Source organism: Streptomyces sp. GESEQ-4, assembly GCF_017948455.1.
Taxonomy (GTDB): Bacteria; Actinomycetota; Actinomycetes; order Streptomycetales; family Streptomycetaceae; genus Streptomyces.
Genome location: NZ_JAFFSU010000005.1, coordinates 257173 through 272355 on the forward strand (window position 1 = coordinate 257173; position 15183 = coordinate 272355).

The window sequence follows — 15183 nt, forward strand, 5'->3', positions numbered from 1 at the left end:
GACGCCGAAACCAATTGTGCCCACAGTCCGCCGCTATGCACGACACACGGTGGGGTCCGATGGTTGTGCGCGTACCCCAGCCCTAGCGCCCCAGACGCCCGCGGACCATGCCGACGAGCGAGTTGAGCTCCTCGATGCGCATGCGACGGGCCGCCACGTAGAAGATGCCCAGCAGTACGGCTCCGCCGGCGAGGAGCGCGGCGAAGGAACCGACGACGCCCTGGCCGAGCGAGCGGCTGATGCCGTAGCAGGCTGCGCCGCTGAGCAGCGCCGCGGGCACCGAGGCGATGCACAGTCGGGCGTACGTCCGCATCACGCGAGTCCCGTCGAGGTCCCCGCCCAGCTTCTTGCGCAGCCGGTTCCAGGCGACGCCGACGCCGATCGCGTAGGCCAGGCCGTACGAGGCCGCCATGCCGACCACGGCCCAGCGGGCCGGGATGACGAAGTAGCAGGCGGCCGAGGCGACGGCGTTGACGGCGGCCACGATGACCGTGTTGTAGAAGGGGGTGCGGGTGTCCTCGTAGGCGTAGAAGGCACGCAGGACGACGTACTGCACGGAGTACGGGATCAGGCCGATGCCGAAGGCCATCAGCATGAAGCCCATGTTCGTGGCCTCGCTCGTGCCCGAGGAGCCGAACATCAGCGTGCACATCGGGATACCCAGAGCCAGGAACCCGAAGGAGATGGGGACGATGGCCACGGCCGTCGTCCGCAGGCCCTGGGAGATGTCGTCCCGGACAGCCCCGCTGTCGTCTTCCGCGGCCGAACGCGAGAGCCGCGGCAACAGGGCAGCCATCAGAGAGACCGTGATGATCGCCTGCGGCAGGCCCCAGATCAGCTGGGCGTTGGCGTAGGCGGCGAAGCCGGTGCCGTCGAGGGGTGATTCCTTGCCCGCCGCGGTGGACAACTGGGTGACGACGAGGGCGCCGGCCTGGTTGGCGAGGACGAACAGGAACGTCCACTTGGCGAGCGTGACGGCTTTGCCGAGGCCGTGGCCCTTCCAGTCGAAGCGCAGCCGCAGCCGGAAGCCGGTCTCCCGCAGATACGGGATCATCGCCAGCGCCTGTACGACGAGACCGAGGAGGACACCGATGCCGAGGAGGCGCTGCCCCTCCGGCGGAATGTTGGTGACTGTCATGCCGGAGTGCTCGGCTGTGCCGTAGACCCAGATGAACATCCCGAGCGTCATGATGATGACGATGTTGTTCAGGACCGGCGTCCACATCATCGCGCCGAACTTCCCGCGCGCGTTGAGGATCTGACCCATCACCACGTGGATGCCCATGAAGAAGATCGAGGGCAGGAAGTACTGGACGAAGGTGACGCCGACCTGGTTGGCGGCAGGGTCGCCGGCGACGGAGTCGGACAGCAGCCGGATCAGCAGTGGTGCGCCGAAGATCGAGAGCGCGGTGAGCGCGCCCAGCGCCACCATCACCAAGGTCAGCAGGCGGTTGGCGTACGCTTCGCCACCGTCTTCGTCCTCCTTCATCGCCCGCACGAGTTGCGGCACGAAGACGGAGTTCAGGCCGCCGCCGACGGTGAGGATGTAGATCATCGTCGGCAACTGGTAGGCGACCTGGAAGGTGTCACCGAGGAGGCCGACGCCCAGCGCCGAGACGATCAGCGCGGAGCGGATGAAGCCGGTGAGGCGGGAGACCATCGTGCCCGCCGCCATCACGGCGCTCGACTTCAGCAGACCGCCCGCCCGGCCGCCCTTCTTCGTCGCCGCCGGGGCGGGCGCGGGAGCGGGGGCCTCAGGCGCGGGCTGCGGCGGGGTTGCCGCGGGGTACTGGCCGTACTGTCCCTGCGCCGGGTACTGGCCGGGTACCGACGCGGGCTCGTACTGCGGATGGCCGCTGCCCTGCTGCTGGTCCCGGAAGAGATGCGCGAAGGCGTCCGGCTCGTGGCGCTCCTCGGAGGAGTGGGTGACGAGGTCGTCGACGCCGACGTACTGGGTGGTGCGGGGATCGTCGCCGTACGGCAGGTACTGGGTCGGGCCGTCCGGCTCGGGGGGCGGGGTCTGGGCCCAGACGCGCGGGTCGGGAGCGTACGGGGACTGCGGCGGCTGGGCGTAGAGCTGTTGCGGCGGCGGATAGGTGCCGGGGGGCGGCGGAGGGTGCGCGGCGCGGTCGTAGAGCGCTTCGGCGACCGGGTCCTGGGCCGAGAGGTCCTGCGCCCGGTAGGGATCCTGGTCGTAGGCGTCCTGGAGGTACATGTCCGCGGGGGGCTGCGGCGGCACCTGGCCGTGCTCGGGCGGCGGGCCCTCGGGGTGCCCCGAGTTGCCCGCGGCCTGGCCGCGGTCACCGTCGTGCGGCGCGTTCATGGTTACCCCACCTCATCGTCCCGGGCCCACCGGCCACGACATCCTCAACGGTCCACTCTCTCACCCGTGCCGGACGGGTCTGCGCTTTCCGCTGGGGTGTCCGGTGCCGGGTCACTCGGCTGCTCCGGGTCGCCTGCCCGGGTCCGGGTGCCGGACTCCTCCTGGAGACGGTCTTCGGGGCCCTCGGGGTTCTGCGGGGTGTCGTCGCCTTCGCTCGCCTCGTCGGGGCCGTCTCCGTCGGCCTCGCGGGCGGCGGCGCGCTTGCGCTGGGTGTACATCCGGAAGCCGGCCAGGACGAGTAGCAGGACACCACCGCCGATGACCAGCATGACCGTGGCCGTGAACTCGGTGACCTTCACGTCGAAGGTGACCGGCCAGCCGTACGGCTGGCCGTCCTCCGTGTACAGCTGGGCGATCACCGTCGCGCGGCCGTTGGCCTTGGCCGAGGTCGTGAACTTCACCGTCTGGCTGTGGCCGCCGGAGACCGTGACGGGCTGTTCCTCGTAGGAATCGCCGCCGATCTCGAGCCGGTTCGGGCTTGTCGACGTGAGCCGCAGCACCAGGTGGTCGACGCCCTGCACCAGGTTGTTCTGCACGGTGACGGGGATGGTGGCGCTGCGTCCGGAGAGCTTGGTCTCGGACTTGTCGATCAGCGTGACCTGGCCGGCGAGGCTGTCGAGATACTTCTCCACGTCTTCGCGGAAGCTTTCCGCCTCCTTCGCCCGGCCGCGCCAGGAGGTGGACATCTCGCGGTTCATGGCCCGCCCGAAGGGGGTCACGACACGGGACTGGTCGTTGAGGATCACCTTGAACTTGTCGAGCTTGTCCTGCGTCGTCGCGATCTGCTGGAAGGCCGACCGGGGCAGCTCCTGCTTGCGCAGGGACGCGGGGTAGGCGGAAGTCGACGGCACCTTCGTGGTGGCGCCCTCGTCCGGCTCGGCTGCTGCGGCGGCCGTGAGCACCTGGGACTCGGACCAGGCGCCGCCCTGGAGCGCCGTCACCGCCTCGGCCATCGCCCGGGCCTGCCGTGCCGTCGGCGTGCGCTGCGGGGCGACGACGACGCTGCGCTGCTTGTCCGTCTGGAGGTTCATCGTGAGGCTCTGGGCGAGGAACCTCTGCACGGCGAGCGTGGAGGCCGACGCCTTCGTCAGATCGCCCTGGAAGACCGTCGACAGCCGTGTGTCCGCGACCACCGCGGTGATGCCCCCGCCGATGGGCCGTGCCGCCGAGGGTGTGTACGGCAGTCCACCCGTCTCCTCCAGGCTGTCGCTGCGCGCGATCACCTTGTCCGCTCCGGCCGAGGTGGCGACCTTGACGATCGACGGGTCGACGGCGCCGTCCACGGGCCAGGCGAAGTCCGTGATCGGTTCCACGTGGAGGATCGTCTCGACGGTGCCGGCGACGACGTCGGTGGCTTCCTTGAGGTGGCTCAGCGAGCCGGTGACGCTGGTGCCGTTGTGGGCGATGGAGGCCAGGTCCGGGTCGGCGAAGGGAAGAGCGACGACTTCCTTGTCGACGACCGCCTCCTGCAGCGAGGCGAGCCACTTCTTCGCGACTGCCTGATGGGCTCCGGCCGTGGTGGTGCCGTCCTCGTTCTTCACCCGGTAGCCGCGCGTCATGGCGTCGACCGATGCCAGCAGGTCCGGGTCGATCACCCAGGTGACGTCGAGGTTCTTGCCCAGGGACAGGAGCTGGTTCAGTCGGCCGCCCGGGGAGATCTCCTTGGCGAGGTCGTCATTGAGGAAGACCGGAGTCTGCTGTTCGTTCGATCCCGTCTCCGCCGTCATATGGACCGTGGAGATGAGTGGCCACAGGACGGTTGTCTTCGTCCTGGTGTCGGCCTCGCCGGACTGCCAGGGCAGGAAGGTCCGCTGGATGCCGAGCACCTGGTCCCACGGTTGCGCGGTCGTCTCGCCGGAGAGTGAGACGGCGAACTGGTAGACCCCGTCCGCGCCGAGATCCAGCTCGTCGACCGGCACGGAGATGCTGAAGTGCTCGGAGACTCCGGGCGTGAGCTTCGAGAACTCCTCGACGTACTCCCCGCCGACCGGTGAGCCGTCGGCGCCCTCCTGGTAGCCGGTGCGCTGGGCGGCGCTGTCGATGGAGGAGCGGGTGGTCAGCCGGGGGCCCAGACGCAGATCGACCTCGGCGCCGGTGACAGCCTGCTTGCCGTTGTTGGTCACCGTGCCGGAGACGGTCAGGGTGTCGCCCTCCACGGGGGTGACAGGGGTGAGCGAGTCGATGGCGATGGCCACCGTGCTCGAGCCGGAGGCGGCCTTGAGCGAGGTCTGTGCGGCGGCGTCCGCGGGCGTGGCGGCGGGCAGCTGGAGCAGCCCGGTCAGCAGGGGCGCGCCGGCGAGCAGTGCTGCCGTGCGCCGCAGCCACCGGCGGGCAGGTGAGGGACTGGTCCCCTGGAGTTCTGCCGCCTCGGCCACGCGCTCGTCCGTCCCTCGTCGTCGTCAGTGGTCGTCGGAATGTCCGCCCACGCATGGTAACGATGCGCGCTGAGGGGAAGTGCCGCGGACCGCTCCACAAGATCGGTGGACGGCACCGGGCTGTCCCGTATGTGCCCGTATAAAGGAGGAGCGTCTCCGCTCGCCGCACGGACGGATCTTGTGCGCATATCAGGGAGGCGAGGTGCCCGTCGGCTTTGGGCTGTGATGTCTTCCCCTTTTAATGGGGGCGCTCGGGGTCGCCCGGGCCACGTACCCTCTTCTGTTGTGCCGAACGCCAACGAAGACAACCTCAGTGCCCTGAGCCAGGTGCAGCACCGCGCGGTGAGTGAACTGCTGCAGATCGCTCCTGTCGCCGACGACCTCGCCCGCCGCTTCCAGGAGGCCGGGTTCTCACTCGCTCTGGTCGGCGGATCGGTCAGGGACGCGTTGCTCGGCCGGCTCGGCAACGACCTCGACTTCACGACCGATGCCCGCCCCGAGGACGTACTGAAGATCGTGCGTCCGTGGGCGGACGCCGTGTGGGAGGTCGGGATCGCCTTCGGGACCGTCGGGGTGCAGAAGGACGCCCGCGTCGGAGACACTGATCGACGCTTTCAGATCGAGGTGACCACCTACCGGTCCGAGGCGTACGACCGGACCTCACGCAAGCCCGAGGTGTCGTACGGCGACTCCATCGAGGAGGACCTCGTCCGGCGCGACTTCACGGTGAACGCGATGGCGGTCGCGCTTCCGGAGAAGGAGTTCATCGACCCGCACGGTGGGCTCGAGGACCTGGCGGAGCGTGTGCTGCGTACTCCGGGCACACCGGAGGAGTCCTTCTCGGACGATCCGCTGCGGATGATGCGGGCCGCGCGCTTCGCCGCGCAGCTCGACTTCGAGGTGGCTCCCGAGGTCGTCACGGCGATGAACGAGATGGCCGGCCGCATTGAGATCGTCTCGGCCGAGCGGGTCCGGGACGAGCTGAACAAGCTGATCCTTTCCGCGCACCCGCGCAAGGGGCTGACGCTGCTGGTCGACACCGGGCTCGCCGACCATGTACTGCCCGAGCTCCCGGCACTCCGTCTGGAGCGCGATGAACACCACCGGCACAAGGATGTCTACGACCACTCGTTGATCGTTCTGGAACAGGCGATCGCGCTCGAGGACGACGGCCCCGACCTCACCCTCCGCCTCGCCGCGCTGCTGCATGACATCGGCAAGCCCCGCACTCGTCGCTTCGAGAGTGATGGCCGGGTCTCCTTCCACCACCACGAAGTGGTCGGCGCGAAGATGACCAAGAAGCGGATGACGGCGCTGAAGTACTCCAACGAGCTTGTGAAGGATGTCTCCCGTCTGGTCGAACTCCACCTCCGCTTCCACGGCTACGGCACCGGAGAGTGGACGGACTCCGCTGTCCGGCGCTACGTCCGTGATGCCGGCCCTCTCCTCGACCGCCTGCACAAGCTGACCCGCTCGGACTGCACGACCCGCAACAAGCGCAGGGCGGCTGCCCTGGCGCGGGCGTACGACGGACTGGAGGACCGCATCGCTCAACTCCAGGAGCAGGAGGAGCTGGACGCGATCCGCCCCGACCTCGACGGCAACCAGATCATGGAGATCCTGGGAGTCGGACCGGGGCCGGTCGTCGGGCGTGCGTACCAGCACATGCTGGAGCTTCGTCTGGAGAACGGGCCGATGGAACACGACGCGGCGGTGGCGGCACTCAAGGAGTGGTGGGCCGAGCAGGGCTGAGGATGTGGAAGGAGGCCATGTTTCACGTGAAACATGACCTCCTTCAGCACGCACGAGAGGGGCGATGTTTCACGTGAAACATCGCCCCTCTCGATGTCTGCCCTACTTGGCGTAGTCCTTCAGGCAGAGCAGGAAGTCGCTGCCGTCGCCGCTCTCGGTGTACACGTACTGGAAGTCCTTGGCCTTGGCCTCGCACTTGGAGCTGGCCACGGCGTCAGTGGTGTACGAGCCTTCGATCTTGGCCAGCACCACGTACTGGGCGTCCGCAGAGCCGCACTCGACGACCTCGAGGTCCGGATTGCTGTTGCTGGTGCTGCCGCGGTGCATGCAGTCGCCCACCGCGGCGCTGTTGGCGTCATCGCGGCTGGCGAGGAAGCCGCCGATGATCACGCCAATGACCACCACGCCGATGACGATGTTCTTGATCGTCTTAAAGCTGAGCTTGCGGCCGGACGGCTGCGGCGGGACCGGCGCGTAGGGCGAGCCGCCCTGCTGCGGGAAGCCGGGCTGCTGGGGGGAGCCGGGCTGGCCCGGCTGCTGCGGATAGCCGCCCTGGGGCGGGTACGGAGCCTGGCCCTGCGGTTGGCCGTAAGGGTTCTGGCCCTGCGCGAACGGGTTCTGGCCCTGGGGCGGCGGAGTTGTCACTGGGGTCCCCCTGAAAAGGATGTGTGACGCGGACATGGCGTCGAAATAAGACGCACGTAAGTTACCGGCCTCCACTGACAACTCCGTGTCCGGGAGTGACTCTGTGGCACTGATGTGACACTTACTGGCGTCCAAAGCGGGCCATAGTGGCGGCAACTGCCCCGTAGATAACGGCCACCGTGACCACCAGCGCCGCCGACCGACCGTCCGGCGGCAGCATCACGGCGGCCACCGCGGCGGCTCCGACGAAGGCGGCGTTGAACAGGACGTCGTAGACGGAGAAGACGCGGCCGCGGAAGCCGTCGTCGACCGAGGACTGCACGATCGTGTCCGTGGCGATCTTCGCCCCCTGCGTGCTGAGGCCCAGGACGAATGCCGCGGCCAGCATGGGAGCCGCGGCGAAGGGCAGGCCCAGGGCGAGTTCCAGGACCGCGGCCGCCGCGGCACACACGACGATCCAGCGGCCGGGGCCGAGTCGTCCCGCCGCCCAGGGCGTGAGCACCGCCGCCGCGAAGAAGCCGGCGCCGGAAATGCCCAACGCCAGTCCCAGCAGGGCGAGTCCGTCCTCCGAGGTGGACGTGAAGGCGTACCGGCAGAGCATCAGCAGCATGACCGTCAGGGCGCCGTAGCAGAACCGCATCATCGTCATCGCGCCCAGTGCCCACGTCGCCTGCCGGCGCTGCGGCGCGGCGAGATGACGTACACCTGCCGCCAGGTCGCGTGCGGTGCCGGCGAGTGCGGTGGTGAGGCGGGGCTGGACCAGCTCCCGGTCGGGACCCAGCAGGTCCCGGGCCATGCTCAGCGCAGCCAGCCCGGCGCACAGATACAGCACGGCGCCCAGCAGCACCACGGCCGCGTCGGAGTCGGCGCCCAGCAGCCGTACGAGAAAGGCGAGGCCGCCGCCGGCGGTCGCGGCGAGCGTTCCGGCGGTCGGGGACAGGGAGTTGGCGATCACCAGCCGGTCGGCGTCGACCAGGCGGGGCAGCGCGGCGGACAGGCCCGCCAGGACGAAGCGGTTGACGGCGGTGACGCACAGGGCGGAGACGTAGAAGAGCCAGTCCGGGACGTCGCTGACGATCAGGGCGGCCGTCGCCGACGCCAGCAGGGCGCGCAGGAGGCTGCAGTACAGGAGGACCTGCCGGCGGCGCCAGCGGTCCAGCAGGACGCCGGCGAAGGGGCCGACCAGGGAGTACGGCAGGAGCAGGACCGCCATCGCGGAGGCGATCGCGGCCGCCGACGTCTGTTTCTCCGGCGAGAAGACGACGTAGGAAGCGAGTGCGACCTGGTAGACGCCGTCGGCCCCCTGGGACAGCAGGCGTACGGCGAGCAGGCGCCGGAAGCCCTGGAAGCGCAGGAGGACGCGCAGGTCACGGACGACGGCCATGGGGCACAGCCTCACATACGGGGAGGGTCCCCGGGCGGCATGCCTCGGGGACCCTCACCATCGAGCTGGACCTGGTCTTTAGCGCTCGACCTCACCCTGGATGAACTTCTCCACGTTCTCCCGGGCCTCGTCGTCGAAGTACTGGACCGGCGGGGACTTCATGAAGTAGCTCGACGCCGACAGGATCGGGCCACCGATGCCGCGGTCCTTGGCGATCTTCGCGGCGCGCAGGGCGTCGATGATGACGCCGGCGGAGTTCGGGGAGTCCCAGACCTCGAGCTTGTACTCCAGGTTCAGCGGGACGTCACCGAAGGCGCGGCCCTCCAGGCGGACGTACGCCCACTTGCGGTCGTCCAGCCAGGCCACGTAGTCGGACGGGCCGATGTGGACGTTGTCCGCGCCCATGTCGCGGTCGCGGATCTGGGAGGTGACGGCCTGCGTCTTGGAGATCTTCTTGGACTCCAGGCGCTCGCGCTCGAGCATGTTCTTGAAGTCCATGTTGCCGCCGACGTTCAGCTGCATCGTGCGGTCGAGGACGACGCCGCGGTCCTCGAACAGCTTCGCCATGACGCGGTGCGTGATGGTGGCGCCGACCTGCGACTTGATGTCGTCGCCGACGATCGGCACGCCCGCCTCGGTGAACTTGTCCGCCCATTCCTTGGTGCCGGCGATGAAGACCGGGAGGGCGTTGACGAAGGCGACCTTGGCGTCGATGGCGCACTGGGCGTAGAACTTCGCCGCGTCCTCGGAACCGACGGGCAGGTAGCAGACGAGGACGTCGACCTGCTTGTCCTTGAGGATCTGGACGACGTCGACCGGCGTCTCGGCGGACTCCTCGATGGTCTCGCGGTAGTACTTGCCGAGGCCGTCGAGGGTGTGGCCGCGCTGGACGGTCACACCGGTGTTCGGCACGTCGCAGATCTTGATGGTGTTGTTCTCGGAGGCGCCGATCGCGTCCGCGAGGTCGAGGCCGACCTTCTTGGCATCGACATCGAACGCGGCGACGAACTCCACGTCACGGACGTGGTACTCGCCGAACTGCACATGCATGAGGCCGGGCACCTTCGACGCCGGATCGGCGTCCTTGTAGTACTCGACTCCCTGCACCAGCGACGCGGCGCAGTTGCCCACGCCGACGACGGCTACGCGAACCGAACCCATTCCGGTTGCTCCCTGTGTGTACGAGTGAGGCCCTGGCAGGGGTCTCACGTGGTGGTGTCGCCGGGCGTATCCGGACCGGGGGTGTCCCCGGGCCGGGGCAGGACGCCCGGCGCTCCCTCTGTGGTGTCGCGAGCGGCTTCTCCGTGGGCGGGACCCTTCAGGTCCCGGCCCGCCCGCTCACTTTCGATGAGCTCGTTCAGCCAGCGCACTTCGCGCTCCACGGACTCCATCCCGTGGCGCTGGAGCTCGAGTGTGTAGTCGTCGAGGCGCTCCCGGGTGCGCGCCAGAGAGGCGCGCATCTTCTCCAGGCGCTCCTCCAGCCGGCTGCGTCGCCCCTCGAGTACGCGCATGCGTACGTCGCGCGACGTCTGCCCGAAGAAGGCGAAGCGAGCGGCGAAGTGCTCGTCCTCGTACACATCGGGCCCGGTCTGCGTGAGCAGTTCCTCGAAGTGCTCCTTACCTTCCGCCGTCAGCCGGTAGACGATCTTGGCGCGGCGGCCGGTGAGGGGCGCGGCGAGGGCGTCCTCGGTGGTGTTCCCCGGCTCTTCGATCAACCAGCCGTTGGCGACCAGCGTCTTGAGGCAGGGATAGAGCGTCCCGTAGCTGAACGCACGGAACACACCCAGTGACGTGTTGAGTCGTTTGCGCAGCTCGTATCCGTGCATCGGGGATTCGCGGAGCAGGCCGAGTACGGCGAACTCGAGGATCCCGGAACGCCGGCTCATCGTCGCCTCCTCTCTGCCGCGGCCCGTACGACGGGCGCCTTGACGGCCCTTATGCCGAGCTGATGTATCGACTCGATACATCCCGACGATAGAACGGCCTTCCGGATGCGACAAGAGGGAGGACGGTGAACGGGATCACATCACCGATTCGTAGGAAGTAAGTTGCCTGTTTTGGGGTGAACTTAGGTGCTAGGTGGGTTTTGACGGTGCGTAGTCTGTGCGGCATGCAGACCACCGGGAACCGAGTGACGTCTGGGGGCGTCCTCGTCCCTGGTGCAGTACGGATGAATGCAGGACCGACCGCATCCGTACTTCGGGGGGACCGGAAACCTGCCGCCGTTTCCAGGCGCGCCACGGTGCGCCTGCCCTAGGAGTAGTCGTTCGATGAGCGAGCACCGTCGCAAACCGCCGCAGCCGCAGGGAGGCGGACGTGCCGCGGCCCGACGCGGCCAGTCCAGCTTGCCCACCGGCCGCCGCGCGGCACCGCGGGGCGTAACCGGGTCTCCTTCCGACTCGTACGGGTCGGGTTCCGGGCCGGGAGCAGAGGAGCGGCCGTACGGCGGCCGCGCCGAGGCCCGGCGTGCGGCCCAGAGAAGCACAGGCGGCCGCCGCAGAGCGGCCGACCCCGGCCGGGGCGGCCGAGGCGCCGTCCCCGGCGGTCCGAACGGTCCCGGACGAGGAAGAGGGCGACCGGCTCCTCCTGGCCGGAAGAGGCTCGTCGACTACCCCCGGGCCGGTAAGTACGGGTGGCGCCGCTGGGTGCCCTCCTGGAAGCTCGTCTCCGGCCTGTGCATCGGCTTCTTCGGCAGCCTGGTGGCCGTAGCGGGCATCGGCTACGCGATGGTGGGCGTCCCCGACATCCAGAAGACCGCCGAGGCGCAGAACAACGTCTTCTACTGGGCCGACGGCAGCGAGATGGTCTCCACGGGTGGCGAGACGAACCGCCAGATCGTCAATCTCTCGCAGATCCCCAAGGCGATGCAGTACGCGGTCATCTCCCAGGAGAACAAGACCTTCTACTCCGACAACGGCATCGACCTGAAGGGCATCGGCCGGGCCGTGTTCAACATGGCCAGGGGCGGCGAGACGCAGGGTGGATCCACGATCACCCAGCAGTACGTCAAGAACGCGATGCTCAACGACCAGTCGCAGACCGTATCCCGGAAGTTCCAGGAGATCTTCGTCTCGGTCAAGGTGGGAGCGAAGCTCTCCAAGGACGAGATCATGGCCGGCTACCTGAACTCCGCCTACTACGGCCGCGGGGCCTACGGCATCCAGGCGGCCGCGCGCGCGTACTTCAACAAGGACGCCGTCGACCTGAACGAGGGCGAGTGTGCCTTCCTGGCAGCGACGCTCAAAGGCGCCACGTACTACGACCCGGCGGGTTCGCCCTCCATCGACCCGGTCGGGGCCAGTGCCGAGGCGAACAAGCGGCGCGCAAAGATCCAGATGCAGGACACCTTGGACAAGATGGTCGAGTACGACCATCTGGATGCCGCGACGCGGGCCAAGTACACCGAGCTTCCCAAGACCCAGAGTCCGCGTTCGAACGCCGCGCTGAGCGGCCAGGTCGGCTATCTCGTCGACCTGGCCAAGGCCTATCTGGTCAACAACACGAAGATCACTGAGGACGACCTGCAGAAGGGCGGCTACTCGATCTACACGACCTTCGACAAGAGGAAGGTCAAGGAGCTCGAGGACTCCGTCAAGAAGGTCCAGAAGGCCAACATCGACCCCAAGAAGCGCCCGAAGACGGACACCCATGTCCAGTTCGGCGGCGCCTCCATCAGCCCGAAGACCGGCGCGATCAAGGCCATCTACGGCGGTGAGGACGCGACCAAGCACTTCACCAACAACGCCGACGTCACCGGTGCCCAGGTCGGTTCGACCTTCAAGCCGTTCGTGCTCGCGGCAGCGATGACGTGGGGTGTACGGGACCCGGATCTGGGTCCGACCCAGGCGCAGGACGAGCGGACCCAGGTGAACCCGAAGAGCCTGTTCAGCGGCAAGAACAAGCTGAAGATCGAGGATTACACCGGAGAGGTCTGGAAGAACGAGAAGGGCAAGGAGTGGCTGCAGGTCAATGACGGCGACGAGTCGTACGGCACTCCGCCCGACTACCAGATCGATCTCCGTGAGGCGATGCGGGAGTCGGTGAACTCCGCCTTTGTGCAGCTCGGCATGGACGTCGGCCTGGACAAGGTGAAGGAGGCCTCGATGAACGCCGGCCTCAAGGAGGACAGCCTGGCCGGCACCAACTACCCGACGTTCTCCATCGGCACCTCCGACCCCAGTGCGATCCGTATGGCGGGTTCGTACGCCACGTTCGCGGCCAGCGGCAAGCAGCGTGAACCGTTCTCCGTGGAGAAGGTGACGAGCAAGGACGGCACGATCTTCACGCACGAGACGAAGACCAAGGAGGCCTTCACCGAGGACGTCGCCGACAACGTCACCGACGTCCTGAAGACGGTCGTCGATGACGGAACGGGTACCAAGGCTCAGCTGACCGGGCGCGATGTGGCCGGCAAGACCGGTACCACCGACGGCAACAAGTCCGCCTGGTTCGTCGGCTACACCCCGCAGCTGTCCACGTCGATCACCATGTTCCGGTACGACGACGATGAGTCCAAGAAGAACCGTACGTTCCTGGAGATGTACGGCACGGGTGACCAAGAGTCGATCCATGGTGCCTCGTTCCCTGCCGAGATCTGGCACGACTACATGGACGCGGCGCTGAAGGGGGAGCCTGCGATCGACTTTCCGACGCCCAAGCCCATCGGCGAGATCGTCAACGAGCCGACGCCGACCCCCACTCCCACCATCACGGAGACGCAGGAGGAGAGCCCGACGCCGACTCCGACGCCCAGTCAGCCCTCTCCGTCGCCTACGCCCACGGAGAGCGAGAACTGTGGCTTCTTCGGCTGCGAGGACGGCGGCGCCGATGCGGGCGGTGCGGACGCCGGAGGCACGGACGGCGGCGTGACGGCCTCACCGACGCCTACAGATACGGGCGACGAGGGCGGAAATAACGGCAATGGCAACGGAGGCCTTTTCGTAGGCGGGACCGGTTAGCCGCCGGATCGTCCGGTGTGACTGTTTCACGTGAAACACCCGGATGTTTCACGTGAAACGAGGGCCGCCGCACCCACGAGGTGCGGCGGTCCTCGGCGTATTCCTAGGTCCGTACGGCAGGATGTGCCCTATGCCCAGCGCAGAATCGACGCAAGCGAGCGTGCACGAGCCGGACCTGGTACCGCCGACCAAGACCGATGAGGTCGCGGCCACCGGCAGTGAGCTGATCGGCGGCCCCATCGGCCGACGCGCCCTGCCCGGGACCTCCTGGTGGACCCCCGTGCGGATCGTCGCGCTGGTGGCGATCGGCGTGTTCGCCCTCGGCCTGGTCCAGAAGGCGCCCTGCTACAACGGCGCCTGGTTCTTCGGCGCCAGCTCGCAGTACACGCACGCGTGCTACTCGGACATCCCGCACCTCTACCAGGGGCGGGGCTTCGCCGACGGGCTCGTGCCTTACTTCGACGAGCTCTCCGGCGATATGCAGTACCTCGAGTATCCGGTGCTGACCGGAGTGTTCATGGAGGTGGCCGCCTGGCTCACGCCCGGCAGCGGCAGCATCCAGGACCAGGCGCAGTGGTACTGGATGGTCAACTCCGGGCTGCTGATGGTGTGCGCCGTCGTCATCGCCGTCTGTGTGACCCGTACGCACGCCCGGCGGCCCTGGGACGGTCTGCTGGTCGCTCTGGCGCCCGCCTTCGCGCTGACCGCCACCATCAACTGGGACCTGCTGGCGGTCGCTCTGACGGCCGCGGCGATGCTGATGTGGTCGCGGGGCCGCTCGCTCGCCTTCGGCGTCCTCCTGGGGCTTGCCACGGCCGCCAAGCTCTATCCCTTCCTGCTGCTCGGGCCGCTGCTTGTGCTCTGCTGGCGCGCGGGCAAATGGCGGGAGTTCGGCACGGCACTGGGAGGGGCGGTCGTCGCCTGGCTGGTCGTGAACCTGCCGGTGATGCTGTTCGCCTTCGAAGGCTGGTCGAAGTTCTACGAGTTCAGCCAGGAGCGGGGCGTCGACTTCGGCTCCTTCTGGCTGATCATGGCCCAGAACTCGTCCAACCCGCTCAGCACCGACACCGTCAACACGCTCGCCACACTGCTGATGCTGGTGTGCTGCGCGGGCATCGCGGCGCTCACGCTGACCGCACCGCGCCGTCCGCGCTTCGCCCAACTCGCCTTCCTGATCGTCGCGGCCTTCATCCTCACCAACAAGGTCTACTCGCCGCAGTACGTCCTGTGGCTGATCCCGCTGGCCGCGCTGGCCCGGCCGAAGTGGCGGGACTTCCTGATCTGGCAGGCCTGCGAAGTGGCGTACTTCCTGGGCATCTGGCTGTACCTCGCTTACACGACCAGCGGAGACGCCCACAAGGGCCTTCCGGCCGACGGCTACCACTGGGCCATCGGCGTGCACTTGCTGGGGACGCTGTACCTGTGCGTGCTGATCGTGCGCGACATCCTCATGCCGGAGAGGGACGTGGTGCGCAGGGCCGGCGACGACGACCCCTCGGGAGGCGTTCTCGACGGTGCTGAGGACGCCTTCGTGCTCGGCGCTGCAGCCCATCCACCGCGGCACGCGGCTCAGTTCGAAGGAGCTCAGGTGGAGTGGGGCAGCGCACGTCCCGGGCAGCCCTAGGGTGTTCGCTCTGAGCGAACGGAGCGGACGCGGGCTACGCAAAAGGCCGTACACGGGTTTCC

9 protein-coding genes are annotated in these 15183 nt (G+C 68.1%); 3 read left to right on the forward strand and 6 right to left on the reverse strand.

Going from position 1 to position 15183, the window contains the following annotated elements:
- Window positions 1–82: 82 nt before the first annotated feature.
- Entirely contained in the window at window positions 83–2323 is a 2241-nt protein-coding gene (gene murJ, locus KCH48_RS13265; protein WP_210573477.1) for a murein biosynthesis integral membrane protein MurJ, read from the reverse strand.
- A gap of 44 nt (window positions 2324–2367) precedes the next feature.
- Window positions 2368–4758: a DUF6049 family protein gene (locus tag KCH48_RS13270; RefSeq protein ID WP_210573479.1), complete on the reverse strand. Its 2391-nt coding sequence runs from the start codon at window positions 4756–4758 to the stop codon at window positions 2368–2370.
- A 285-nt stretch (window positions 4759–5043) separates the two neighbouring features.
- Between KCH48_RS13270 and KCH48_RS13275 the strand changes: the two genes are divergently transcribed.
- Window positions 5044–6510, forward strand: a complete 1467-nt coding sequence (locus KCH48_RS13275) for a CCA tRNA nucleotidyltransferase (protein WP_210573485.1) — start codon at window positions 5044–5046, stop codon at window positions 6508–6510.
- A 102-nt stretch (window positions 6511–6612) separates the two neighbouring features.
- Here KCH48_RS13275 and KCH48_RS13280 read toward each other — a convergent pair whose 3' ends face one another.
- The 4 genes from KCH48_RS13280 to KCH48_RS13295 form a co-directional block, all read right to left on the reverse strand.
- On the reverse strand, window positions 6613–7155 hold the full coding sequence (locus KCH48_RS13280) for a hypothetical protein (protein WP_210573487.1): 543 nt from the start codon (window positions 7153–7155) through the stop codon (window positions 6613–6615).
- A gap of 121 nt (window positions 7156–7276) precedes the next feature.
- Window positions 7277–8539, reverse strand: a complete 1263-nt coding sequence (locus KCH48_RS13285; RefSeq protein WP_210573489.1) for an MFS transporter — start codon at window positions 8537–8539, stop codon at window positions 7277–7279.
- A 78-nt stretch (window positions 8540–8617) separates the two neighbouring features.
- Window positions 8618–9700 carry an inositol-3-phosphate synthase gene (locus KCH48_RS13290; protein ID WP_210573491.1) on the reverse strand — a complete coding sequence of 361 codons (1083 nt, stop codon included), beginning with the start codon at window positions 9698–9700 and terminating at the stop codon, window positions 8618–8620.
- Between the two features lie 44 nt (window positions 9701–9744).
- On the reverse strand, window positions 9745–10425 hold the full coding sequence (locus KCH48_RS13295) for a PadR family transcriptional regulator (protein ID WP_210573500.1): 681 nt from the start codon (window positions 10423–10425) through the stop codon (window positions 9745–9747).
- 384 nt (window positions 10426–10809) lie between these two features.
- On the opposite strand from KCH48_RS13295, the gene KCH48_RS13300 reads away from it, so the two are divergent.
- Together KCH48_RS13300 and KCH48_RS13305 are read left to right on the forward strand one after the other, a co-directional pair.
- The gene (locus KCH48_RS13300) at window positions 10810–13497 is read left to right on the forward strand and encodes a transglycosylase domain-containing protein (RefSeq protein WP_210573502.1); all 2688 of its coding nucleotides are present in this window, start codon (window positions 10810–10812) and stop codon (window positions 13495–13497) included.
- 121 nt (window positions 13498–13618) lie between these two features.
- Window positions 13619–15121, forward strand: a complete 1503-nt coding sequence (locus KCH48_RS13305) for a glycosyltransferase family 87 protein (RefSeq protein WP_210573510.1) — start codon at window positions 13619–13621, stop codon at window positions 15119–15121.
- The last annotated feature ends 62 nt before the right edge of the window (window positions 15122–15183 follow it).